Source organism: Psychrobacter sp. SCQQ22, from assembly GCF_015864605.1.
GTDB classification, from domain to species: Bacteria; Pseudomonadota; Gammaproteobacteria; order Pseudomonadales; family Moraxellaceae; genus Psychrobacter; species Psychrobacter fozii.
Genome location: NZ_JADYWZ010000001.1, coordinates 51,401 through 76,858, shown reverse-complemented (window position 1 = coordinate 76,858; position 25,458 = coordinate 51,401). Strand labels below are relative to the sequence as shown.

General features: G+C 42.0%; 22 protein-coding genes and 1 pseudogene. 20 read left to right on the top strand and 3 right to left on the bottom strand.

Going from position 1 to position 25,458, the window contains the following annotated elements:
* Positions 1-16: 16 nt before the first annotated feature.
* Entirely contained in the window at positions 17-2,857 is a 2,841-nt protein-coding gene (locus I6E84_RS00335; RefSeq protein ID WP_197215416.1) for a response regulator, read from the bottom strand.
* A gap of 217 nt (positions 2,858-3,074) precedes the next feature.
* Between I6E84_RS00335 and fmt the strand changes: the two genes are divergently transcribed.
* The 16 genes and pseudogenes from fmt to I6E84_RS00255 all read left to right on the top strand — a co-directional run bounded on the left by fmt (position 3,075) and on the right by I6E84_RS00255 (position 17,914).
* Entirely contained in the window at positions 3,075-4,145 is a 1,071-nt protein-coding gene (gene fmt / locus I6E84_RS00330; protein WP_110922229.1) for a methionyl-tRNA formyltransferase, read from the top strand.
* Positions 4,146-4,220: 75 nt separating this feature from the next.
* Entirely contained in the window at positions 4,221-5,804 is a 1,584-nt protein-coding gene (locus tag I6E84_RS00325; RefSeq protein WP_197215414.1) for a transcription antitermination factor NusB, read from the top strand.
* A gap of 9 nt (positions 5,805-5,813) precedes the next feature.
* Positions 5,814-6,347, top strand: a complete 534-nt coding sequence (locus tag I6E84_RS00320; RefSeq protein WP_181416219.1) for a hypothetical protein — start codon at positions 5,814-5,816, stop codon at positions 6,345-6,347.
* A gap of 50 nt (positions 6,348-6,397) precedes the next feature.
* Complete coding sequence (gene thrC, locus I6E84_RS00315; protein ID WP_197215412.1) at positions 6,398-7,819, top strand: threonine synthase; 1,422 nt, start codon at positions 6,398-6,400, stop codon at positions 7,817-7,819.
* 354 nt (positions 7,820-8,173) lie between these two features.
* A complete protein-coding gene (locus I6E84_RS00310; protein WP_227680754.1) occupies positions 8,174-9,271 on the top strand; it encodes a LysM peptidoglycan-binding domain-containing protein in 1,098 nt (365 codons plus the stop codon).
* A 62-nt stretch (positions 9,272-9,333) separates the two neighbouring features.
* Positions 9,334-10,572 (top strand): annotated as a pseudogene (dprA, locus tag I6E84_RS00305) (DNA-processing protein DprA).
* Positions 10,573-10,730: 158 nt separating this feature from the next.
* Positions 10,731-11,369 (top strand): L-threonylcarbamoyladenylate synthase, encoded by a 639-nt coding sequence (locus I6E84_RS00300; protein ID WP_197215411.1) that lies wholly within the window; start codon positions 10,731-10,733, stop codon positions 11,367-11,369.
* Between the two features lie 166 nt (positions 11,370-11,535).
* The gene (locus I6E84_RS00295) at positions 11,536-12,054 is read left to right on the top strand and encodes a GbsR/MarR family transcriptional regulator (RefSeq protein ID WP_197215409.1); all 519 of its coding nucleotides are present in this window, start codon (positions 11,536-11,538) and stop codon (positions 12,052-12,054) included.
* A 154-nt stretch (positions 12,055-12,208) separates the two neighbouring features.
* Positions 12,209-13,156 carry a fatty acid desaturase family protein gene (locus I6E84_RS00290; protein WP_197215407.1) on the top strand — a complete coding sequence of 316 codons (948 nt, stop codon included), beginning with the start codon at positions 12,209-12,211 and terminating at the stop codon, positions 13,154-13,156.
* A gap of 106 nt (positions 13,157-13,262) precedes the next feature.
* On the top strand, positions 13,263-13,724 hold the full coding sequence (locus I6E84_RS00285; RefSeq protein ID WP_197215405.1) for a hypothetical protein: 462 nt from the start codon (positions 13,263-13,265) through the stop codon (positions 13,722-13,724).
* Between the two features lie 109 nt (positions 13,725-13,833).
* Complete coding sequence (locus I6E84_RS00280) at positions 13,834-14,334, top strand: hypothetical protein (protein ID WP_197215403.1); 501 nt, start codon at positions 13,834-13,836, stop codon at positions 14,332-14,334.
* A gap of 18 nt (positions 14,335-14,352) precedes the next feature.
* On the top strand, positions 14,353-15,324 hold the full coding sequence (locus I6E84_RS00275; protein ID WP_197215402.1) for an epimerase: 972 nt from the start codon (positions 14,353-14,355) through the stop codon (positions 15,322-15,324).
* A gap of 111 nt (positions 15,325-15,435) precedes the next feature.
* On the top strand, positions 15,436-15,918 hold the full coding sequence (locus tag I6E84_RS00270; RefSeq protein ID WP_197215401.1) for a hypothetical protein: 483 nt from the start codon (positions 15,436-15,438) through the stop codon (positions 15,916-15,918).
* Between the two features lie 79 nt (positions 15,919-15,997).
* Positions 15,998-16,453 (top strand): hypothetical protein, encoded by a 456-nt coding sequence (locus I6E84_RS00265; protein ID WP_197215400.1) that lies wholly within the window; start codon positions 15,998-16,000, stop codon positions 16,451-16,453.
* A 116-nt stretch (positions 16,454-16,569) separates the two neighbouring features.
* The gene (locus tag I6E84_RS00260; protein ID WP_197215399.1) at positions 16,570-17,451 is read left to right on the top strand and encodes a fatty acid desaturase family protein; all 882 of its coding nucleotides are present in this window, start codon (positions 16,570-16,572) and stop codon (positions 17,449-17,451) included.
* 1 nt (position 17,452) lies between these two features.
* Positions 17,453-17,914, top strand: a complete 462-nt coding sequence (locus I6E84_RS00255) for a thiol-disulfide oxidoreductase DCC family protein (protein WP_197215398.1) — start codon at positions 17,453-17,455, stop codon at positions 17,912-17,914.
* Between the two features lie 46 nt (positions 17,915-17,960).
* Here I6E84_RS00255 and I6E84_RS00250 read toward each other — a convergent pair whose 3' ends face one another.
* Entirely contained in the window at positions 17,961-18,434 is a 474-nt protein-coding gene (locus I6E84_RS00250; protein WP_197215397.1) for a hypothetical protein, read from the bottom strand.
* Positions 18,435-18,588: 154 nt separating this feature from the next.
* On the opposite strand from I6E84_RS00250, the gene I6E84_RS00245 reads away from it, so the two are divergent.
* Positions 18,589-19,662 carry a metallophosphoesterase gene (locus I6E84_RS00245; RefSeq protein WP_197215396.1) on the top strand — a complete coding sequence of 358 codons (1,074 nt, stop codon included), beginning with the start codon at positions 18,589-18,591 and terminating at the stop codon, positions 19,660-19,662.
* 185 nt (positions 19,663-19,847) lie between these two features.
* On the top strand, positions 19,848-20,993 hold the full coding sequence (locus I6E84_RS00240; RefSeq protein WP_197215394.1) for a metallophosphoesterase: 1,146 nt from the start codon (positions 19,848-19,850) through the stop codon (positions 20,991-20,993).
* Here the strand turns inward: I6E84_RS00240 and I6E84_RS00235 are convergent.
* Complete coding sequence (locus I6E84_RS00235; RefSeq protein ID WP_197215392.1) at positions 20,978-22,201, bottom strand: alpha/beta hydrolase; 1,224 nt, start codon at positions 22,199-22,201, stop codon at positions 20,978-20,980. The genes I6E84_RS00240 and I6E84_RS00235 overlap by 16 nt on opposite strands.
* A 363-nt stretch (positions 22,202-22,564) precedes the next feature.
* Here I6E84_RS00235 and grpE point away from each other — a divergent pair, with 363 nt between their 5' ends.
* Both grpE and dnaK read left to right on the top strand, forming a co-directional pair.
* Positions 22,565-23,164 (top strand): nucleotide exchange factor GrpE, encoded by a 600-nt coding sequence (grpE, locus tag I6E84_RS00230; protein ID WP_197215390.1) that lies wholly within the window; start codon positions 22,565-22,567, stop codon positions 23,162-23,164.
* Between the two features lie 256 nt (positions 23,165-23,420).
* Positions 23,421-25,364: a molecular chaperone DnaK gene (gene dnaK / locus I6E84_RS00225; RefSeq protein WP_110922170.1), complete on the top strand. Its 1,944-nt coding sequence runs from the start codon at positions 23,421-23,423 to the stop codon at positions 25,362-25,364.
* Positions 25,365-25,458: the final 94 nt, after the last annotated feature.

The window sequence follows — 25,458 nt, the reverse complement described above, 5'->3', positions numbered from 1 at the left end:
GCAATTAGCGTGATTTTTATGCTTCTATTAAGCGTTCTAATACGGCCTCTAATTCTTTCTTGTTAATCGGTTTAGATAGAAAATCATCCATTCCTACGTGCATACAAGCATCACGATCTTCTTGTGCATTGTTTGCCGTCAGCGCCACGATAGGAATATCGTCATCTTGCGCACGGATAGCACGAGTAGCCTGCAACCCATCCATGACAGGCATTCTACAATCCATCAAGATAAGGGAAATATCCTGACGCTGCTCTTTCAGTTTGTGTAATGCTTGCTGACCATCTTCTGCGACAACACTACGATAGCCCAGTTTACTCAATATTTTGCAGGTTATTTTCTGATTGGTTGGACTGTCTTCTGCTACCAAAATAAGTGGTGATAGAGTTTCGTCTTTTGGTTTAGCTGTGTCTATTGGTTGTTGGTTACTCTCTTTTTCACAGCTGATAGGTGCTGTAAGCTTTTTCCTAGCTGATATCGTTAAGCGCAGCAATTCAGAAACCAGTAAGTTAGCATCTAGTGGTTTGGTTAAAAAGCCATCATATTTGTCTAACAATACAGATGGAATATGACGTTCAGGCTTCATGCTAAATAATAGTTTTGGTAATAAAGGCGTCGCTAGCAAGTCGTTCAAAGCCTGAAGCTTATCGCTATTATTGAGTGTTTTATATTTCCAATCTATTTGCTTCTCTACTATATCTGTTTGTATATTTTGAGAGTTGTTATCATTATCAGTTAAAGTGATGGTTTTGTAGTACTCGTAATCCAATAATAGGATAGGCGTGAGCATCTGCTCGTTCTGTATTAATGTATTTGTTAATTGCCTCAAGGTGACTAAGTCTACTGCGGTATGAATAGTCATCGGGATGGCTAAGTGTTTGCACAAGCGCTGTAAATTTTCAGCAACAAGAGGTTGCTCGATGACAGCGATGAGGTGGATGCCACTTAAATGTTGATTCTGATGATATACCGGCTGATAGTTAGGACGGCGGCAAGGGAGGTAAACATTAAATATGCTCTCCTTGCCTATCGTACTTTTCAACTCGATAAAACCACCTAATAATTGTGCAAAGCTATTGGCATTATCTAACCCTGTGCCTGCTTGCTCAGTAGCTTGAGTTGGTTTGTTATTATCTAGATTGGTTTTTTGATTAAAAACAGTGATGAGCTGATTTTTTTTATCAGCATCAATGCCAACCCCTGTATCTTTTATACTGAAATGAACCCAGTGGGAAGCCTGAGTAGGTACCATCGTATTATGGGTAGGAAGTATACGATCGCTATTTATGCGTTTGATTTGCTCTTCTGTGACGCGATCTATCGTGAGTGCGACATAGCCTGAAGTTGTAAATTTTATGGCATTTTTTAATAAGTCTAATAGGATGTGACGTAGACGAACGTCATCAGTATCAATGTAACGTGGGCAGTCTGGGGCAAAGAAGTAAATTAACTCCAATCCCTGCTGTTTTATGTCATTGATGACTAGACTATTAACTTCCTTAGTCAGTTGATAAATATCAACAGGTTCAATACTCAGTCGACTTTTTCTAACTTCAATATTGCCAATATGCAGCGTATCGTTGAGTACGGTTAGCATGTTTTGGCTGGTTTTTATCAGAGTATCTAACGTCTTATTCTGCCTAGCATCCAGTCTCTTGGGATCGATAGGCTCAAGAGTATCGATCATTGCCTCTATCGGTACACGCAGCTTATGACCGATAACAAGGCGAAGCTTATAGAATTCGTCAAGCTTAGATTTCAGCTGTTTGTTTTTTTGCTGCAATTGCTCGTTTTGCTTAACGATTTCATTGATGTTGTTAAAAATCACTGTAAAGCCATGAACTTGTCCGTGTTCACCGAACCATGGTGTGATATTTAATTGGTAAGCTTGTCCATCCTCTAATCCATAAACATTCAATGTGCGAGTGACACGTAGATTAGACAGTGATTGTAATAGCAGCTGGGTAGACTCATCCTTACCTGCGACGAAGTCTATTAGCTCATAGTTTTTATTACTCTCAGGAGGACAAGTAAATACTTGGTCAAAACGTTGATTACAAAAGCTAATCTGACCGTGACGCATAATCATAATCATCGGCAGTGGTGCTTGGTTTACCAAACGTTCAAGACGGTGTGTTAGGGTTTTTATACGGCGATAGTTACTGTGTAGTTGGTAGCTGACACGGCTCAGCGCATGACCTAAACGCAAGAACTCAGGCGTGGATTTTTTATATAGAAAAGGTGGTGTGCTATAAACTTCTTGTTTATGACTGTTTAGGCTGTCGGTATAACTTATTAGCTGTTCCCAATTGATACGACGGTTGAACATGTAAAGTAAAGCGATGATAAAAAGTACAATCGCTGTCATTAGCGGCAACCAATAGCGGTAAGATATCCAGTCAATGATAAGCGGTTTATGACGTAATATAATATAAATTTGATGACCACTTTTGAGCTTGATTGTGCCTGTCAGGTTACGGCTGTTAAGCTTATAGGCGCTATGACTACTGTTATCAGGAGGTGACGATGTAATAGTGGGAAAGCTGACAGTAGGGAAAGCACGCTCATCTGGACGGGTATAGCGGTGAATATAAGTCTGACCAGATGGCATCATAAACACCAACTGATAGCTGATACCTTCAAAGGCAAGCTGCTTCAAAAATCTGTCAATTTCAGGGTTTAGTGGGCCTGCATGCTCAGTGATTTCATGTTGTAATGAGTAAAAGGTATTGATACTTTGTTGTTCACTGTTTGTCTTTATTTCGTGAAAAAGCGTAAAGTAATACAGTACTAGCATCACTAGCAACGTCAGTGCATAAAATATAAGTAAGCGCTTTAAGGACTGAAATTGTTGCATGAAAACGTGGTCCTATATCGACACGAAAAAACATAGTGAGTGAATCGTAAGTTTGAATCAGTAGGTAGCTTGCTTAATTCCTTATGGTTTTAAGTTCTTTAACTATTATAAAGATAAACGGCGTCATTAGTAACGCCGCATTGCTACAGTTACAATCATGGCACAACGTTGTAAACTCACCTATAATGAGCAACTTAACCCTATATAATGCATGATTATGACTACAATTGCTTCTACCTCAGATATATCTACGCTATCTATTCCCCATAATCCTCTATCTACTGGCCGATTGAGGGTGGTATTTGCGGGGACGCCTGAGTTTGCAGCGATTAGTCTGGAGTCACTAATCAGTCAGCAAGATGTACTGGATATAGAGATTGTGGCGGTGTACACACAGCCTGATCGCAAAGCAGGTCGTGGCCAAAAGCTGGCGGCTTCTGCGGTCAAAGAGGTTGCACTCGCGAACGATATCCCTGTAGAGCAACCACTCACTTTTAAAAAATCCAGTACAGAAGGGTTGGCTGCTAGGCAGACTCTGCGCAGTTACCAGCCTGATGTCATGATTGTCGCCGCTTACGGGTTGATTTTACCTGTCGGCGTATTAGAGATGCCTATTCATGGTTGCTTAAATATCCATGCCTCACTATTACCGCGTTGGCGCGGTGCGGCACCGATACACCGTGCACTCTTAGCCGGAGATGATGAGACGGGTATTACCATTATGCAGATGGACAAAGGCTTGGATACAGGCGACATGATTTATAAAGTCAGCGCTAGTATTGATCTTATTGATACTGCTGCCAGTCTACACGATAAAATGGCTGCGCTTGGTGCGACAGCCATCAGTACGGTGCTAAAAGACTTATCTACTTATCAAGCGCAAGCTATCGCTCAAGATGATAGTCAAGCCAACTATGCTGAAAAGCTGGTCAAAACGGAAGGCGAAGTTGACTGGTCACAGCCTGCTGCTGCTATTGAACGCCAAATCCGAGGGCTGACCCCATGGCCAGGTGCTTATACTTTTCTTGCAGGACAACGTGTCAAAGTGTTGGCGAGTTTGCCTGTGAATGCCTCTCAGCAAACTAATGAACCTGCTGGAACTGTTATCAGTGTCGGACGAAAAGCGATTTTAGTGGCTTGTGGCAAAGACAGTGATACCGAGTCATCGGCCACGACTTTAGCCATAACTCACTTGCAGTTTGCAGGTGGTAAGCCCATGACGGCCGAACAAGTTTGCCACGGCAACCAATTAAATGACGGCGATCAATTTACGACAGAATCAAAATAACTGAACCTAACTTAATGATAGTTAACCCTATCTGCACAAGACGCTATCAATGATACGTCAAGGAAATGAAATTTAATGAGACAAAACAGTACTGCGCCTAGAAACAATAAGCTCAAACCATCAAGCAACCTTATTATGAATGGTAGCGTACGCGTACGTGTGATTCGTACCTTACTGGCCATTCAAAACGGTCAGTCGCTCTCAAGCGTCCTTGATCCACTGCTAAACAGTCTACACGATGGTGACAAAGGTTTTGCACATGCGCTACTGCTTACGACATTGCGTCAATGGCACGCGCTGGCACGGTTGCTCGATAGCTTAGCGGACAACCCTATTGATGAAGTTGAGGTTCGTACGACCATTCAAGTAGGCTTAGTGCAGTTACTGTATTTAGAAGTGGCTGACCATGCTGCAATTCACGAAACCGTTGAAGCTGCAAAAGAAATTGAGTTTGCTCATTCGACTGGTTTGGTGAATGCTATTTTGCGTAAAGTCGCGAAGAATCCAAGTAAATTCCGTAAGAAATGCGATAAAAAGCATAGCCTACCGAATTGGCTCGCTTATCAACTTAAGCAAGACTGGAGCGAGCAGTATGATGAACTGACACAAGGTTTGCGTCAGCCAGCACCGATGTTTTTACGAGTGAATTCGGCGGTTACTTCAGTAGAAGATTATCAGCATGCATTGGACGGGGCAGAAATTGATGCAGATATCGTTGAGCTAACGACTGGCTTTAAGGTAGCGAATTCGTCAGAGTCTGCCGCTGCTACTACTACGCTATCAACCAAAGGTCTTAGACTGCATCAAAGCACTGCCGTCAACGCTTTACCTGATTTTGCTGTAGGGACTGCTAGCGTTCAAGACATGCATGCCCAGCTAGCTGCACCGATTATTAATAAAGCATTGATGGCTAAGCTCATTGCTGAAAGTGCGAATACTGACAGCGACAGTGATGAAAGTAATAATGAGATACACATTTTAGATGCTTGTGCGGCACCTGGTGGTAAATTGGCTCACTGGTTAGAGCTCATAAGCGCTAATGACGAATCATCGTTGTTTCACGTGAAACAAGATAATGCTGAAACGTCACCTGCAATTACTGATATCAAGGTAACAGCTATTGATAATGAAGCACCTCGTATCGAGCGTATTCGTGAGAATTTACAGCGCCTAAATTTGAGTCAGCATGATTTGCAGCAAGCAGATAACAGCATTGCATTGAATATTGTCTGTGCAGATGCGACCAGATGGCAGCATGGGAAAAACAAAAAAGCGGCGACCAATGAACCCGTATTTGATGCGATATTATTGGATTCTCCTTGTACCGCGACTGGCGTGATTCGTCGTCATCCTGATATCAGTATCCTGCGTACCGAAGAAGACATCGAGCAAACGGCACTGTTGCAAGCAGATATCTTGCATAATCTATGGCCACAACTCAAATCTGGTGGTTATCTGCTGTATGTGACGTGCTCTATCTTAAAGCAAGAGAATGTCGAGCAAATGCAGGACTTTATCACTCATCATAATGATGCGGTAGCGATTGAGTTTACCGAAGAATGCAGTTGGGGTATCGAACAAGCGATTGGTCGTCAGTGCTTACCGATTGATAGCGCGAGTGGCGATGGTTTCTATTATGCATTGTTGATGAAGAGTTAAAGTAATAGCATGAACAACCTTTCTATGATTAATATTCAGCAAGGATATAACCCTGAAGTATTTTATTCAGAGCTTATAGTTGATGGTGTATTACTTAGTGAGTGGCTTGCTGAATATATAGATAAAAGTACTCAGTTAAAAAGATTAGGTGTCAAAGAGCTAGGGTTGAGTTTGAATCTAGATTTATATTCCGATACTAAGATTGTTTGGTACTATTTAGGGCAGTTAGGTGATGGTAATGTTAGCTATGTACCATTATTAGTCTGCCCTGAAGATAATGATTTGTCTTGTACCACCATTATCACTGAGCAATATATTATCGATGATAAAGTGGTATGGAAGCGTTTTGGACTGCTTACAGGTTCAATCGAAAAGCAAAACCCAGATGCTATAGATTGGTTTGATACTGTACCTGAATTAACGTTTGCTAAAGATAATTTTGAAAAGGTGTTCAGTCAGTTTATGAGGGATTTTACTGAAGCTTATCAACACCGAGATGAATTTGTAGATATTGATTTTCCAACGAATTTTCGTATTAAATGATACTTATACTGACTGAAGTCACATAAAACTAAGCTTATATAGGATAAACCATGAAATATATCAGTACCCGTGGTCAGACAGCGCCAATGGATTTTAGTGATGTGCTTTTGATGGGTCTTGCCCCAGATGGTGGTTTGATGCTGCCTGAGCATTATCCAAACATCGATAGCACAACGCTTGATGAATGGCGTACGCTCAGCTATCCAAAGCTTGCGATGGCGATTATGCAGCGTTTTGCGACAGATATTCCTGTGGCTGATTTGCAAGATATCATTGAGCGCACTTATACCGCTGATGTATTTGGTAGTGAAGAGATTGTTCCTGTTCGCAAGCTCGAAGATAGTTTATATATTCTAGGATTATCAAACGGTCCGACATTGGCATTTAAAGATGTCGCCATGCAGTTTTTGGGTAACGCATTTGAGTATGTGCTTAAGAAAAAAGACGCGCGTATTACGATCATTGGTGCGACCAGTGGTGACACGGGTAGTGCAGCAGAGTATGCGCTGCGCGGCAAAGAAAATATCGAAGTCTTCATGTTGTCACCACATGGCAAGATGAGTGAGTTCCAGCGTGCGCAGATGTATAGTTTGACGGATGCTAATATTCACAATATCGCTATCGATGGTATGTTTGATGATTGTCAGGACATCGTTAAAGCACTTCAGCAAGATGCTGAGTTTAAAGCGGCTTATAACCTAGGTACGGTAAACTCTATCAACTGGGGTCGTATCCTAGCTCAGATTGTTTATTACTTTAAAGCTTACTTTGCGGTCACGACGAGCAACGATGAAAAAGTTAGCTTTAGCATACCATCAGGTAACTTCGGTAATATTTGTGCTGGTCATATCGCTCGTGAAATGGGTCTGCCAATCGACCGTTTGATTGTCGCAACCAATGAAAATGACGTGTTGAATGACTTTTTTAATCAAGGCGCTTATCAGCCGCGTCCGACTGAAAAAACCTATATCACCTCAAGCCCGTCGATGGATATCTCAAAAGCCTCTAACTTTGAGCGTTTTGTTTATCTATTATTAGAGAAAAACAGTGCACGCGTCCATGAGTTATTTGAAGGGGTGAAGTCTGGTCAAGGTTTCGATCTATCTGAGCTAATGGAAGCAGTTAATACTCGCTATGGTTTCGCTGCTGGTAAATCTACCCACAGCGATCGCTTGCAGACCATCAAAGCACTGTATGAGCAACATGGTGAACTGATTGATCCACACACAGCTGACGGTATCAAGGTCGCTAAAGAGTTGCAAAAAGAGGGCGAAATTATTGTTTGTGCAGAGACGGCGCTACCTGTTAAGTTTGCGGATACCATCGTTGAGGCTATCGGTCAGATAGATATCGCTCGCCCAGCTCATACCGAAGGATTGGAGAGTTTGCCGCAGCATGTGGTCGTGCTTGATAACAATGCTGAATTGGTCGCTGAGCAAATTCGCCAGCATATCACCCCAAACCCTGCATAAACCACTGCTAATGGTGAGCTTATATTCAATAGAAAACCTAAAGAAAATATCCACATAAAGGTTACACTATTGTAATAAAGTGTTTATGATTGTGTTATGGTAGATATAATTGTAATATTAGGAACAGCGTCAGCGAGTCATCATTGTGCTAGGCGCTTTTTTAGGAATAAAACCAGTCAACTACACTGAACAGCTGCCCTCTAGGCGTCACAATAAATGCAACTTTAAGTCTATATTTTTTTTGGATCTTGATGCTGGCTTATTTGCTTAAGTATCGAACAAAGAGCTTCTAGAAAAATAGACTTAAGTGCGATTTTAATGGCGATAATAGCGGTACATATTGTGGATATAACAATGAAGATGAGCTTAAACAAGATAGCAAAAGCACTGTTACTGACGACATTTAGCAGTGCGATGCTGATGAGCACTGCCCACGCTAACAATCCACCACCCACTCTTAAAGCAGATGCACCCAACCGCTACACTGTCAAAAAAGGTGATACGTTGTGGGATATCTCAGGGCGCTATCTGGATAGTCCATGGCGCTGGAAAGAGATTTGGGCGACCAATAAGCAAATCAAAAACCCCAACCTTATCTATCCTAACGATATTCTTATCTTGTGTGTGATTAAAGGTCAGACGCTCATTGGTGTGGATACAGGTGAAGGTTGTGCTGGGGTTGAAAAGCAACTTACAGGCAACGTGGTTGCTAATAAGGTAACGGTTACGTCAACTGCCAACAGTATTCCTTCTATTCCTCGGTCTGCTATTCAACATTGGCTAGATAAAACAGTCATTGTTAATCCACAAGATTTTAATACGACTCCTTATATACTGGCCTCTAAAAAAGGTAACTTAATCACTGCAACTGGTGACAAGATATATGCTAAAGGTGTGCCGCTTATCATCGGACAGCGCTACGGTATCTATCGTGAAGGCGAGTTATATACTGATCCCACTACAAAAAATATTATTGGCTTAGAAGTCACGCAAGTAGCAACGGGTTTAGTCACATCTACCGAAACCAATGGTGTTACTAGCTTGCAGCTTACCGACAGTTATGGCAAAGAAGTACGTGAAGGCGACCGCGTATTTGTTGAATTGAATAACTCTATTCCACCTGTGTTTTACCCAACGCCTGCTAGTACCAGTCGTGGTGGTATGATTGTACGTGTGATGGATTCAATTAGTTCAGCAGCGAAGGGTAGTGTGGTCGCTATTAACCTAGGTAGTACCGAAGGTGCTAAGCCTGGTGATGTCCTGACAGTCTATCAAAAAGGTGCTTTGGTACGTGATATCAAAGATGAAGATACGCCTGTACGCCTGCCAAATGAACAAACTGGTATGGTAATGGTCTTTAATACCTTTGACCATATTAGCTATGCTTATGTGCTTAGTTCTGAGCTACCGCTTAATGTCGGTGACCAGTTACTACCACCTCCTTATTTGTAAGGAAGCAACAGGATTATTGGAAGGCTGACCATTCCAAATCCACCTATAAGAGATAAAGGACTATGACAGCAGTCACTTCTTCTTTAACAGACGATCAGCGCGCTGTACTGGCGCTGTGGTACGAAGTGAATGCGTCATTATCTGCTTATCATAAGCTACTTACTTCCTTTGGAAATGCAGAACTTGCTTGGCAAGCCAAAGTAGAAGCATGGCGGCAATTGGGTATTCACCATACTCATCTCAAACGTCATGAACAGCCAGAGCAAACACTCACCAATATCGATAAAATCCAGCAAGCATTGATTGATAGACGCTATGGTCTACTATTTGCTGATGAGTCTGACTATCCCGCCCAACTCTTACAAATCTATGATCCACCGCCACTACTATTTTATCGTGGCAATCATGCGCGTCTACATCAAGCACAAATTGCTATCGTCGGTAGCTGAAAACCCACCGCACATGCACAGAAGATCACGTTTGATATCGCTCAGTATTTGGCGCAGGCAGGCTATATTATTACCAGTGGTTTAGCTATGGGTGTGGATAAACGAGCGCATTTAGGTGCGTTGGCTCAGACAGATACTGACTATCATGGTCGAACAATTGGGGTGATGGGTACGGGTATTGATGTTAATTATCCCAACCATCACGATAAGTTGTTCGCTCAAATTATCGATCAAGGTGGCTGTATTATCAGTGAGTTATTGCCTCATACTCAGCCGCACAAACATACTTTTCCACGTCGCAACCGTTTGGTCGCTGGACTTGGGCTAGCGACTATCGTGACAGAAGCTACTATTCAGAGTGGTTCGCTCATTACTGCACGCCTAACCTCTGAGCAGGGCAAGCAAGTCTTTGCGATCCCAAGTCATATTGATAATAGCAATGCTGAAGGCTGTCATTACTTAATACGTGAAGGCGCCACTTTGATTTATCATCCTCAGCAAGTCTTAGAAGATGTCAGCGGTCAGTTGAACTATGACCGTGGTTTTTATAAAACAACAAGTGTATCGCAATCGAATGACAGTTCATCTCAAAAAACGATAAGTGTGGATAGAAGTGAAGTCGCAGCTAGCCATGTTACTTCGTCACCCTCTAACATCAAAACTCCTCCTAGCGCTATCGTAGTACCTGAGCATTTAACCCCTGTTTATGAGCAGCTTGATTGGCATGGACAGGATTTAGACGCGCTTATCGTAGCAACTGCGCTTGCACCACCGCAATTGATTGGGCAGCTAATGGAACTTGAATTAATGGGTATTATTAGTGTACAGGGCGGACGTTATTTACGCGTCTAATGTTACACTTACCTACCTTTAAACGTTTCTGTTTTTCAGTCTCTAACTCATTTAACATAGTAAAAAATTGGCAGCTTTTGAAATTTGTTGTCTGAGCCCAACTTTCTCCTGTGTTATGATTAGCGCCTAATTTTCTATTATCCTAAACAATTTCAGCCATGAACCATCTCACACCTTTCATCACTGATTCTACTCTACAAGCAGCTCAGAGCCTCAAAGAAGGGCAGTTGCTCGCGTACCCGACTGAAAGCGTTTGGGGTATTGGCTGCGACCCTTATGATAAAGCAGCCGTTCAACGTATTCTAGATATTAAGCAGCGTCCACAAACCAAAGGCATGATTGTCATTACGGACAGCGCAGAACGTTTGGCTCCTTTGCTATCGTCTTTAACGGATGAACAGCGTGACCCTATTCTAAAGAGTTGGCAGATAGATAGTGGCCATAATAACGATGATGGTTTGCAATATAAGCAAGCGCATACTTGGTTGTTGCCTATTCCTCAGACACTGGCTACTACTATTCCTTCTTGGATAACGGGGCAGCATCAGACAGTCGCAGTAAGGGTCATTGCTCATCCTATTATTCGTCAGTTGTGCCAGCAATTGGTCAGCGCACACAATCCATTTGGACTGTTGGTCTCTACCAGCTGCAATCCATCAGGACAGCAGCCTGCCATGACCTTCGACGATGCTTATGCCTATTTTGGCGAGCACATCAGTTACTTACAAGCTGATACGTTGGGCTATACCTTGCCTAGTCAAATTCGCGATGCAACCACTGGCTTAATCATTCGTTAGAGAGTAGCAGTCATTTAAATATAATGAGTTAAGCGTCGTCATACAAATGATAGGTATTGTTTTTTATTTCACTATTGACAGAAATAAAAGAATGGCGCAAGATAAGTCAAGAAGTACAACAATCAAGAAATAAGCCATATTGCAAAAAAATAAGTGAATAGCCATTATGAAACTAAATCCTGTGACCGAAAAATTTATCTTACATTGGGGTGAGATGGGCTCGCAGTGGGGTGTTAATCGCACCATGTCACAGATTCATGCATTGTTATTCATCATCGGTAAGCCGCTAAATGCTGAAGAAATTACCGACACACTTGGTGTTGCTCGCTCTAACGTCTCAAACAGTATCAAAGAGTTGCAGCATTGGGGCTTGGTACAAAAAGTCTCCATATTGGGTGATCGTCGAGATCATTTTACGACCAATATCGACGTTTGGGAGTTAGCACGCATTATTGTGGTTGAACGACAAAAGCGCGAGTTAGAGCCTACGGTGCAATTCTTACAAGAGCTGATGGACAGTCCTGAATTCGAACACGAAAACAGCGATGTAAAAGCACGTATCCGTGACACCCAAGAGTTCGTTAGTACGCTCACCACTTGGTCTGCTGAGATGCTCAAGCTACCTACCAGTATTCTCAAAAAAGTCCTTAAACTGGGTGCGAGTATTAAAAAAATCCTACGTTGATAGTGATATGTGTTATCTAAAATAAAAAATTTGAGTAACGGTTTCTGTTTAGACAGAAATTTATGTAAAAAGTATAAAGGCTAGCCAAGTTTAAGTGATACGAGTTTCGATAAAAATAGCAGCAAGAAACAGCAACGACAAATGGATGTGTAAAATGAACGCAAATAAGACACACGCTAATAAAGAGCTAGCTATTAAATATGCAATGGCTTCAGTTGAGTGGCAGGATTTGCGCCAACTAACGCGCGCTCAAATTGCTTATAACCTCATTCTGCCTTATCCATTTTTACTGTTGTCTTGGTGGTTCGCCAGTCAGTCTTGGTATGTGATGGCATGTAGCGCTTCTTATTTATTTTTCGCTGCTGCTTTTCGCCAAGCGCATGACGGTTATCACCATAGCTTGGGCGTGAGCAAACGTACCGTTACCGGCATACTATTATTTCTCAGCGTACTATTGATGACCAGTTTGCATAGTATCCGAGCCACACACATGGAACATCACCGTAACCCATTGGGTGACAGTGATATTGAAGGCCGTTTGGCAAAAGGCTCATGGTGGCAAGCGTTGCTTGGCGGGATAACGTATCGATTGGATATTTATCGCCAAGGACTGCGTCTCAGCAGCCGTCGTAATCAACGTATTGCTTGGTTGGAGTTTGGCTTGATTGCCTTGGTTGTCACGACCGCTATCGTATTGACCGTATTGACTATTCCTGTGCTGTCCCTGCTTACGAAAGTATTGATGTATCACATAGTGACGATGATGTTGGCCAATGCTAGTGTCGGCATCATCGCCGTATGGGGTGTGCATCATGATTGTGATGAGACAGTTGCTCGCACCGAGCGTAACCCAGTGGTCAATTTTCTAACTTTTAACCTGTTATATCACGTAGAGCATCATCTCTTTCCTGCTGTGCCATCGAATCATTTACCTGAGCTTGCTAACCGTTTGGATGCGACAGCGCCATACTTGACCAAAGCACATGTATTACCAAGTATGGCGACTGTGATGGAATTTATAAATCATTATGCGAATAAATTAAAAGACAGAAATCAAAGAAATAATGATAGTGAGTGTCCTATTCGTAAGCGTTTTGTTTAGTAGGATGGGTAGGCACGTCAGCCTTACCTACGTTAGAAGAATATGTTGAAAGCTTGAGCTAATCGACTGGAAAAATAGCTAAAAAACTGTCTCTAAGGATATCGTCATGGGTTCAGGTATTGATAAAAGTCATGAAAATTATTCAAAAGCAAATGTCATAGCATCCTATTTATTTTTTGGTGGAGTGATTGGTGGCAGCTTAATAGGATTAATAATAGCTATGCTGATGGTCTTAGAAGCTATCTTGCAAAATGATGTCTGGCAGAATATCGTTAGATCAATAGTGCTAGCTGTATTAGCAGTACCTATCTGTGCATTCTTTGGTTTCATGATAGGTCTGATCCCTGCAACATTGACTGGTTGTTTAGTCGCGAGTTTGAAGCGATACCGCAATCATAAAGGTTTATCGTATTCAGCTATCATCGGTACAATATCGACGGTTATCTGTACTTTTCTACTCATGGTTTTTAACGATATCCCTTTTTCATTTGCTGCTTGTATCTTTGCTGCCTTGATTGGAAGTTCTAGTGGATATTTCACAGGGTTATTTGTCTTACCAAAAGTATGATTCACAGAGATAAGTTACGCTATCCATTAATTCTCCACAGTAATTTCATGGGCTTTGCCAACGCCATATTTATACTAAATTAACGACGAATGTTAATGGGATAAATAGAATGAAAACGAATAATGAGCTAGGTGCGTACCCTTATCTACAAGTGGTTGTTCTGTTTGCAGGAGTTGGTAGCTTGGTTGGTGGGCTGGTAGCGCAGCTGTTCTTGCTGTTTATCTTTAGGGATGCTGATTTTGCTCAAATAGGTTATCAGCCGCTACTATACGTCGGTTTGCTTGGTTTTATTCCTGCTTTATTAACGGGCATGATCGTTGCTAGTCAACAGATATGGCGCGGTGATCGTAAGAGTCTACGTACGATATTTTTAGTTGGGTTCATAACATCAGCATGTTATATGGGCGCAATCGTTTTATATTTAGGCATAAACTCATTGATAGAGATTGGCGTGCTGTTGGCATTTATGTTTGCTATAGGGGTGTTTGGTGCGACCAACTCAGCGATCGCTAGCTGCATTGCTTTACCAAAAGTATGTAAAAGTCGTTTTGATATAAAGGCTAAAAAAGAAGACGATAACTATAACGGGTTACGTTTTACTGAAAAATAATACACATAGGAGTAGAGCATGAATATTCTAATCAGTGGCGGTTCAGGGTTTTTGGGCAGTGCGTTCAGTGAAGAGATTCAGAAGCGTTATCAACAGGCTGATAGAGACCTACATGTTACTTGGCTGACACGTGATGATAGCCAAGCACATCCCAGTAATATTGAAATGATGACTTATGACGAGCTATCAAAAACAGAAAACACCTTTGATGTTATTTTAAACCTAGCAGGCGCAGGCATTGCCGACTCGCGTTGGAGTGATGAGCGCAAAGAGCAACTGCTCGCCAGTCGTATTAAACCGACCGAATCAATACTGGCATTTATCGCCCGCACCAGTATCAAACCTAAGTTATTAGTCAGCGGATCAGCGATTGGCTGGTATGGTGTACAAGGTGATAAACCATTAACCGAAAGCAGTGGTTTTGAGACCGATTTTTCACATCAGTTATGTGAGCAATGGGAGCAGCTAGCTTTAACAGCAACAGATTATGCTGTACCTGTGGCTATCGTGCGAACTGGTGTGGTGATTCATCCTGAGGGCGGAATGGTCGGCAAGCTTTTGATACCGTTTAAAATGGGTGTCGGTGGTCAGTTGGGTAATAGTCAGCAGATAATGAGCTGGATCAGCCGTGAAGATTGGGTAGGAGCCGTGATATTTATCCTTGAGCAGCATCTTGCTAGTAAGGGCGATAGTGATGCTAACACTACACATGATAATGCATTGCAGACTACTAATGATACACCAGCGTTTGTGTATAACTTAACATCGCCAAACCCAGTAAGTAATCATACTTTTACCAAAACGCTTGGAGCATGGCTGCATCGTCCGACCTTTTTCACCTTACCAAATTTTTTACTCAAGCTGATGTTTGGTGAGATGTCGACACTATTGATTGATGGTCAAAAAGTATTACCACAAGCATTACAGGACGCAGGTTATGAGTTCCAGCAGCCAACGCTCAAGCAAGCGTTAGCAGGGCAGAAGCTTTGAATAGCTTAAGGTAGGTTTCATGTGAAACAAGGAGGTTAATATATTCTTTAAGATTATACTTTCGTAATGCATGATATTCCGGTCACCTCACAGTATTAAGATAGTAAAAATATGGTTTCTAAAAGCGATGAAAATTCAAATTTAATGTTAAAAAAGAAAAGCATTAAGAAATCTTACCCTTGGTTAAAAGTGCTTATAGGCTTCGGTTTACTCGGTGGATGGGTAGGGGCTAACGGCATAACTTTCACGCTCTTCTTATTTGAGAGCTTCGTACCAAGACCGTGGCAAGGTTTTGATTTTCAGTACTTTATAGAAAATATATTTGAAGGTCTGGCTTTTAAAATGATAGTAGGTTTACCTCCTGCATTGATAACTGCAGGTATTGTTATTTATATAAAACTGTACCTTAGAACGTTTAAAAACTGGCTTGCCTTAGGCTTACTTGGTTTTATTGTAACTATTCCATTTAGCTTGATCGCTATGACAATGGCTGAATCAATAGATTTTGAACTATTTCTCTTAGCTATGTTAGTGGGCTTGTCGGGATTATTTAGCGCTATTATCATAGGTGGATTAACTATTCCTAAGTCTTAAGTTAGCTAGGTTTTCATTAAAAATAAGAAATTTATTTATAAATAGAATTGTTTCATGTGAAACTTATGTAGAGGTATTTATGAACGAACTTAGGAGTAGCGCTACAATTACTGTCTCAAACTATCCAAAAGGTAAAGTAATAGGACTCTATGGATTGCTAGGTGGTGCGATAGGAGGTTTAATTGCTACTTCTTCTATAATTGTATTTTCTGTAATTGAGGGAAGTATTTCTCTGCAAGAAATACCAGACTTTATAAAAATACTAGCAGTTGGTACGGTTTTTGGTTTCCCTTTGGGTTTGTTTCCTGCATTATTGACTGGCTATAGCGCATACAAACTTGAGATTTATTTTGATTCTATGAGAAAGGTACTGCCTTTATTTACTGTTGGTTTTATGAGCACGTTTCTATGTATAGTTTGGTTTATGTTAAAGTCGGATTCGATAGATTCCGTAGTAAATATCATGCTAATTTGCTGTGTTGGTGGCGCAAGTGCCATAGTCACGGGTCTGATCGCATTACCTAAACATCAATAAAATTTGTCTTTTTATTTCACTTTTGACAGAAATAAAATAAATAATACTAAGCCAATTAAATTAAGCGGTCGCGCCAGTAAGACAGCTACTGCTTATCACTAAGTAAGGAGAACATCATGCGTCATCCTTCGTTAGCCAGTATTGAATGGCAAGATTTGCGCCAGCTTAGTCTGAGCGAGACTGTTTATAATATTTTTTTATCATTACCTTTTCTATTACTGTCATGGTGGAGCGCGTGGCAAGGGTGGTGGTTACTTGGGCTTACTGCGACTTTTTTCTTTTTTACCGCTGCACTGAGGCAAGCACATGATTGTTATCATCGAACGTTGGGAGTAGGGAGGCTTGCCACTGAGCTCATGCTGTTTTTTCTCAGTATTACGATGCTCTGTAGCACGCATGCTATTCGGCACACACATCTCAATCATCATCGAGATCCGCTGGGAGACAGTGACGTTGAGGGTAACTGGGCACGCTTGCCGTGGTATCAGGCAATATTGGGAGGCGGGATTTTTTCGATTGCGATTCAGTGGTTTGGCCTGACGCATGGTAGCCGTCGCAATCGTATTCTCGTTGCCTGTGATATGTTGCTCATTTTCGCAGTGATTGCCGCTGCTTTTATCACGATGCATCCAGTATTAATCTATCACGTATTGGTGATGATATTGGCCAATACGATGGTGGGATTCTTTGCGGTATGGAGTGTACATCATGGTTGTGATGACGTGGTATATGCCCGTAGCGAGCGCCATCCGCCGATTAATCTACTGACTTTTAACTTGCTCTATCACATCGAGCATCATCTATTTCCAGCGGTGCCGACCAATCACTTACCGATACTGGCTAAGCGCTTAGATGCCGGCGCACCGCAGTGGACGCAGCAGCCCGTCATTCCTTTTTTAGTACCAGTTTTAACACCAGTCAATAATTATCAAGAATCTAGCGTGATTAATAAAACGAATAGCCTCGATGCTGAGGTATCACTCATAAAGGAGTCGTAACATGATTATCCAAAACCATATCAACAGCTATAGAGAGCAAGCGAATTTGTCTGTTACCATGTACTACGATGATGCGTGCGTGATATGTAGCACCGAGGCGCATAATATGAAAAAACGTCAACCGGAAAAGATACGCTTAGTTCCTGTAGATGAAGGGCTAGATGAGTTGTCTATTGCAGGATTTAGCCGTGAGGATGCGATGACGTATATGTGTATGAAAGACAGCTATGGCAATTGGTACACACACATGGATGCTGTACGTCTGCTCTACAGGACAGGTGGCGTTAAATGGTCACCGTTGTTGTTTTTGCCAGTGATCAAACAACTGGGTAACTTTGTTTATCCGTATGTCGCTCGCAATCGTTATCGAATTCCAAACTGGGTGACCAAGATGGTGTATGGCACAGCAGTCCTGCAAGCGTGTGAAAATGGCGTTTGCAAAATAGCGCCAGACAAACGTTAAGGCAGTTCTATCAAAAACAATTAAGACAGTTCTATGGAAAGCATTTTTACGACATGTCATTTGTCGTAATAGCATGTGCTTTCTTATTTGATACCAAAAGAATAATAAGACTGATAACCCCGACGCATAATGACAATAAAGCACCAGTTATTAACGTCATGGCAAAACTTGATAAGAAGGGTTGGTGAAAATCCAACCCTAGAAGTTCAACGATATAGATAGCCGCTACCCCTGCCAAAATCTCAGGTGATATAAAAGGGAAAATAGGTGTAACTAGATTCAGAATCTGTAATCCTGCCTTTATATAGATGCCTTTCTTTAATGCTGCTATAAACCGATGCCACTGATTTTTACGTGCCAAATCATCAAGCAACGTATAAAAGACAATAAAGCAGCCAATTCCTGACCCCATGCCAGCTATAGATAACCAAGAATTATCATTTAATGCAACTCCCCATACAAAACCAGCTATTGCACTAATACAAACCCAAAGTATCCAAAAACCCCAGCGTTTATTCATCTTTTCACCTTTGTTATCTGTACGACTCTTACGATAAATCATACGATTTTATCTTATAAAGCTTTATGTGAAAAATATGGAATATAGTCTAAGTGCCAATAGTAAGCTGTTTTTAACGTAATATAATCTCATTTTTATCTGAGTAGATTTTACTATGTGGCTTTTTATTGGTTTCACGCAACTGCTCTCTATCATGACTTGTCTGTTGCTTTGGTGGTTTATCAAACCAAAACGCCAGAGTGTAAAAATGAGTTTGGTACTCAGTGTTTTTATCGTTAATTATGGCTTTTTACTTTACGGTCTAAGCGATTTTTGGGGTGATCGTTTTAACGTTTATCTGGTCATTGGTATCTTACAAGGCTTTATGTTCTATGCAGGTATCGCCACTACTGTCTTAGCACTCTTTTTTAATAAGTTGTTAAAATTTCAGCCGCGCCCTAAATGGTTACGCGTGTTTGCCTTGACTACTTATGCGTTTATTGTCAGCTTAGCCGTATTTAATGCCTATTCGCCTGTGGTACACCGTTTAACGGTTACGACAGATAAGCCGCTCAATAAGCCTATGAGCATAGCATTAGTGTCTGATACTCATTGGGGTAGATGGTTTGGAAACCACCAGATAGATAAGTTGGTGGATTTGGTCGATGCCCAACATCCTGATGTGGTCGTCATAGCAGGAGATATCATGCATGACACGACGATTCCTTATGACAATACCAATATGCATGAGCATTTATCAAAGCTAAAGGCGCCCCTTGGGGTTTATGCTACTTTAGGCAATCATGACTATCGAGGTTACGATGAAGAGATCGCTCAGGCTGTTGAAGCAGCAGGAATCAAAGCGCTTGATAATGAGAGTGTGCTGCTCAATGATTCAGTGTGGTTGATTGGGCGTTCAGATGATGTCGACCAGACTAGGTTGTCAGCGGATGAGTTATTGACTCAGATTGATACTGATAAGCCTGTGGTGTTTTTAGAGCATCGTCCTTCTATGATGGAAGAGATAAAAGAGTTGCCAGTGGATTTGCACCTGTCTGGTCATACCCATGGCGGACAAATATTTCCATTAACGATACTGATGAATTGGTTCTCGCCGCTAAACTATGGCACCAAAACAATAGAGAATACGCAGTTTTTGGTGACGTCAGGTTATGGTATAGGAGCAGTGCCTTTTAGATTAGGCACGCGTTCGGAGGTTTGGATGATTACGTTGCAGGCAGCAAAGTAAGAATTATTACTTTATTGGTTTTATGAACATAGTAATAAGGAGGTAGTGCCCCAAAACAGAAGCTATAAAAACAGCGGCTATGAAGACAATGATTCTAGCTTTAGTATTATTGTAAAACCTCCGCATAATAATATTGTGTATCAAGCCAGTACACTATAATAAGATAAAACAAAAGAGGAACGCCCATGCGCTACGTATTTTTTGCAGTCATCACTGGTTTACTGCAACTATTTAGCTTGGGCGCCGCATTAAGCCTACAGTGGTGGTTACAGCCCTGGACAACCTCCGCATTACAAACAGCGGTTATGATAACGGTTTTTATAATCAGTAATGGTTTACTGCTGCTAAGCGTCAGCAAATTGCTGGCAAATAGCTACCGATGGGTGAGTGGTTGGATGCTAGTGATGCATTTTATAATACTTACCGCTGGATTTACCGGTGCGGTATATGGCAGTTATTTATTAAGCACAATGGTGTTTGGTGGCACGACTGATCTGCTCATTATGCTGCAGCCACAAACCATTGCTTTTGGCCTTCGTGTATTTGCCTTTGCTTTATTTATTGGGCTGTTTTTTTACGCCTTACATAGTGCTTATGTGCCAGTGGTAAGGAAGCGCACCATTCATATCAATAAGTCTATGCAGGGACAATTGCGTATTGCGGTGGCCAGTGATTTACATTTGGGTCGCTTATTTGGAAACCGTGCGATTGACAGGTTAAGTCATCTGCTTGTTGAGCAGCGCGCTGATATGTTGTTGATGCCGGGCGATATCATGGATGACAATACACACGCTTATACAGCATATGATATGCAGACCAACCTGACCAAACTGTGTGATCAATTGCCTTTGGGTGTTTATGCCACGCTAGGCAACCATGACTTATACGGTCATGAGCGACCGATTAGTGACTCGTTACGCAGTGCTGGCGTGCATTTATTAAATGATGACGTGTTGTGTATTAATCATCAAGACCAACCAGTTTGGCTGATCGGGCGTTTTGATAATCATAAGCGTGAGCGAGTAGCCACTACAGATCTGTTATCACAAGTCGATACCACTGTACCCGTGATACTGCTAGACCATAGACCGAGTGATATTGTAGAACACAGCAAGTTGCCTATCGATTTACAGGTATCAGGTCACACACATGATGGGCAAATATTTCCCGCCAATTTTATTGTGCGAGCCATCAACCGTTTGGGTTACGGTTATGAGGCAATTGGGCTTGGACATTTTGTGGTGTCATCAGGCTATGGCTTTTGGGGCATTCCTTTTCGATTGGGTTCACGCTCTGAGGTATGGCTTATCACTGTTCAATCAGCCGTCTGACAAAGCGTGTGTACCCATTTAGCAAAATCACTAATAATGTAATTAACCTCGTGGTCCAAGCCACTATGAATGCTCATCAAATGAATAAAGCCATGCGGTGCACCCAGTACTGTATGGACTTTAACCGGATATCCTTTGGCTTTTAACTGCTCGGCATAATCGAGCGCTTCATCGCGCAAAATATCAAGCTCTGCGGCCACGATATAGCTTGGGCACATGTTTGTGCTATCACCACGTGCCACCGAGACAAAGCCATGCTCTGGAGGGATGGTACTATGCCCCACATAAGCGGCGTCAAACACTTCAGCATCATTATGGTCTAAAAACAGCCCGTCACCGTACAGTGCCCAACTAGGGTGTTCGGCGGTAATGTCGATCACAGGATAAAGCGGCAGCTGCGCCAATGGCGGCGGCAAGCGCTGGATGGTTTGCATGTCAGTTGCGCCATATATCTTCAATTGTCGCCACTGCGCTTCGTCAGGTGAAATCACTTGTTGCGCCACTAATATTGCAAGGCAACCACCTGCACTGTCTCCCGATAAAACAATACGAGAGGGTGAAGCACCCATCTTATGACAATGAACTGATAGCCATAAATAAGCGGCTAAACAATCTCTGAGGGCTGTTGGAGCAGTATGTTCAGGCGCCAATCGATAGTCAACGCTCGCAACTGCCCAACCAGTTTGCTGGCAGACGGTATGGCAAAATTCATGATGCGTATCGATATCACCGATACAAAACCCACCACCATGAATAAATAGCATTACGACTTTATCGGGATTGCTCTTTTGCCCTGCCTCATAGCAGCGTATCTGCATGTTTTCGCCATCGGCATTGGCAATCGTTTTGTCTTGCCAATGTACTTGTTGGCTGGTTGTTTTCTTAGCTTGCAGGCTTTTAGCTTGCACCCGTGTGCTATTTGGTTGCGTCTGCCAGACGTTTGGTGATTGCATGGATACCGCATCTACAGCAAAATTTTTGCGCATCTGCGTGAGCTGAGATACGGTTAACGAGCGCTTCATTTTTCTATTGGCACCGATGATTGCACGCAAATGTCCATCAGCATGTGGATACTGTGTCGCAGTGGGTGCATTTAGAGACTGGTTTAAGCGCTCTAGCAAAGGAACAGGTAAGTAGCCCAAGCTCTTTAACGCATAGTGCAAGGCGTGTCTACGGTAGCGTGATATAGGTAGCTTTAGCATAGGCATAAGGGTTCTCACAGGGTTAAAGAAGTAGCTAGAATTACTATCAACGGCCAAGTTATATGTCAAAAATATTAGCACTACTGCTTGTTTAATACCATCTAGAATGCCATTAATAGTTTATGAGTTAGGGCGCTAAAAATGCTTATTAAAGGTAATAGTTAGTAATTCTTTACTCTAAAGTAAAAAATCCTTGGTTTTAGGCTTGAAATTTATGCTCATCACCTTTATCAAGCAGCTAGTAAAGCGCATTAATAAAAACAATGAGCAAAATATTTTAAGTATCTAATAAGGTCGCAGTATGACTGGCGATTAGCCTATCTATTGTGCCCTATATGAATCGTCATTATTACATTCTAAGGAGCTATCATGAGCGAGCAAAATACCAACCACGAATCTGCTGAGCAAAATATGGCGAATGACAATGTCAGCCATACTGACAGTATTTTAGACGAAACGATGAAAGAGTTTGATCCACAAAATAATTCAGGCGAAGAGATGACTATCGAAAACGATATCGATCTTGATACTTTTAAGGCGCGCATCGCTGAGTTAGAAGGCGAAGTTAAGCAAGCCAAAGAAACCACTGCCCGTGCCAATGCAGAAGCTTACAATGCGCAAAAACGCATGGAGCAAGAAGCGGAAAAGAGCAAAAAATTTGCTCTACAAAAATTCGCTAAAGAGCTATTAGATATTGTTGATAACTTAGAGCGTGCCATGGAAAATGCTGATGCCAATGATCCAGTAGCTGAAGGCGTGCAATTGACGCACAAAGCGCTCTTGGCGCTATTAACCAAAAACGGCGTAGAAGCGGTTGATCCACAAGGCGAAAAGTTCAACGCGGATCTTCATGAAGCTGTCGGTATTGATGCAGACGCTGAAGCTGATACCGTTGGAACCGTACTACAAAAAGGCTATAGCTTGAATGGTCGTCTGTTGCGCCCAGCAATGGTACGTGTCGGTCAATAGTATTTAAGCCAATATTGCTTGAGACAGTGGCGTTTGAAGTCATCGCCTTATTATATAAGCAGTGAACAATCAGTTTTTAATTGTGCTAAACCTCATTATTAGTAAGGGTTTTCACAAAAAGTCACACAAAAGGCAATTTTTGCGTGGCTTTTGACTTGAAAAAATTAATAAGTAAACCGATATATAGCAACAAGTGACCGACTATGGTCTGAACATATAAGTATTTATATTGAAAATAAATTAGGAGCATTTGATTATGGGTAAAGTAATTGGTATTGATTTAGGTACAACGAACTCATGTGTAGCAGTAATGGAAGGTGACAAAGTTAAAGTCATCGAAAATGCTGAAGGCACTCGCACAACACCATCGATCGTCGCTTATAAAGATGACGAAATCCTCGTTGGTCAGTCAGCTAAGCGTCAAGCGGTAACTAACCCAAACAACACGTTGTTTGCAATCAAGCGTTTGATCGGTCGTCGTTTTGATGACAAAGTCGTGCAAAAAGACATCGGTATGGTGCCTTACAAAATCGCTAAAGCAGATAACGGCGATGCATGGGTAGAAATCAACGGCAAGAAATTAGCGCCACCACAGGTTTCTGCTGAAATCTTGAAAAAAATGAAAAAAACAGCAGAAGACTATCTTGGTGAAAGCGTAACTGAAGCAGTTGTAACTGTACCTGCTTACTTCAATGACTCACAGCGTCAAGCAACTAAAGATGCGGGTAAAATCGCTGGTCTTGATGTAAAACGTATCATCAACGAGCCAACTGCTGCTGCTCTTGCCTACGGTATGGACAAGAAGCAAGGCGATAGCACTGTTGCTGTATATGACTTGGGTGGTGGTACTTTTGACGTATCAATCATCGAAATTGCTGACGTTGATGGCGAGCAGCAATTTGAAGTACTTGCAACCAACGGTGATACTTTCCTTGGTGGCGAAGACTTTGACTCAGCATTGATTGACTTCTTAGTAGACGAATTCAAAAAAGACCAAGACGTTAACCTAAAAGGTGACTCTCTTGCGATGCAGCGTCTAAAAGAAGCAGCAGAAAAAGCAAAAATCGAGCTATCAAGTGCTCAAAGCACTGAAGTGAACCTGCCTTATATTACTGCTGACAGCAGTGGTCCTAAGCATTTGGTTGTTACTATCAGCCGCTCAAAACTAGAAAGCTTAACGGAAGAATTAGTACAGCGTACTATGGGCCCTTGTAAAATTGCTCTTGAAGATGCTGGCCTAAAAATTGGCGATATCGATGACGTTATCCTAGTTGGTGGTCAGACTCGTATGCCACTAGTACAGCAAAAAGTACAAGAATTCTTCGGTCAAGAGCCACGTAAAGACGTGAACCCTGATGAAGCCGTAGCCGCTGGTGCAGCTATTCAAGGTGCCGTATTGTCTGGTGACAAAACTGACGTATTGCTACTTGATGTGACGCCACTGACACTAGGTATCGAAACGATGGGTGGTGTAATGACGCCAGTTATCGAGAAAAACACGATGATTCCTACCAAGAAATCACAGGTATTCTCAACGGCTGAAGACAACCAGCCAGCAGTAACGATTCAGGTATATCAAGGTGAGCGTAAAATCGCTAACCAAAACAAACAGCTTGGTCGTTTTGATTTGACTGATATTCCACCAGCACCACGTGGTTTGCCACAGATCGAAGTAACTTTTGACATCAATGCTGACGGTATCATGAACATCTCAGCAACTGATAAAGGTACTGGTAAAGCACAAAGCATCCAAATTAAAGCGGATTCTGGCTTGTCGGACGAAGAAGTTGAACAAATGGTTCGTGATGCAGAAGCCAATGCTGCTGAAGATGAGAAATTCGCTAACCTAGCGCAAGTTCGTAACGAAGCAGATGGTCGTATTCATGCCGTGCAAAAAGCACTAAAAGAAGCAGCAGATAAAGTGTCTGATGAAGAAAAATCTTCAGTTGAGACTGCTATCACTGAGCTTGAAGCAGCAGCTAAAGAAGATGATCATGATGACATCAAAGCCAAGCTTGAAGCGTTAGATAATGCTTTCTTACCAGTTAGCCAGAAGATTTATGCTGATGCAGGCGCTGGTGCAGAAGGTATGGATCCAAGCCAGTTCCAACAAGGTGCTGACGGTGCAGCAGATAGCAGCCAAGCCGATGATGACGTTGTTGATGCTGAGTTTACTGAAGTAGACGAAGACAAAAAATAATACCAAATCCAAAAACGCGATTAGCTGCGTCAAACTCGCTTAGTCTACTTAATGTAGTACTTACGCTCGTTTTCCTTGCTACTCAAGTTTTTGA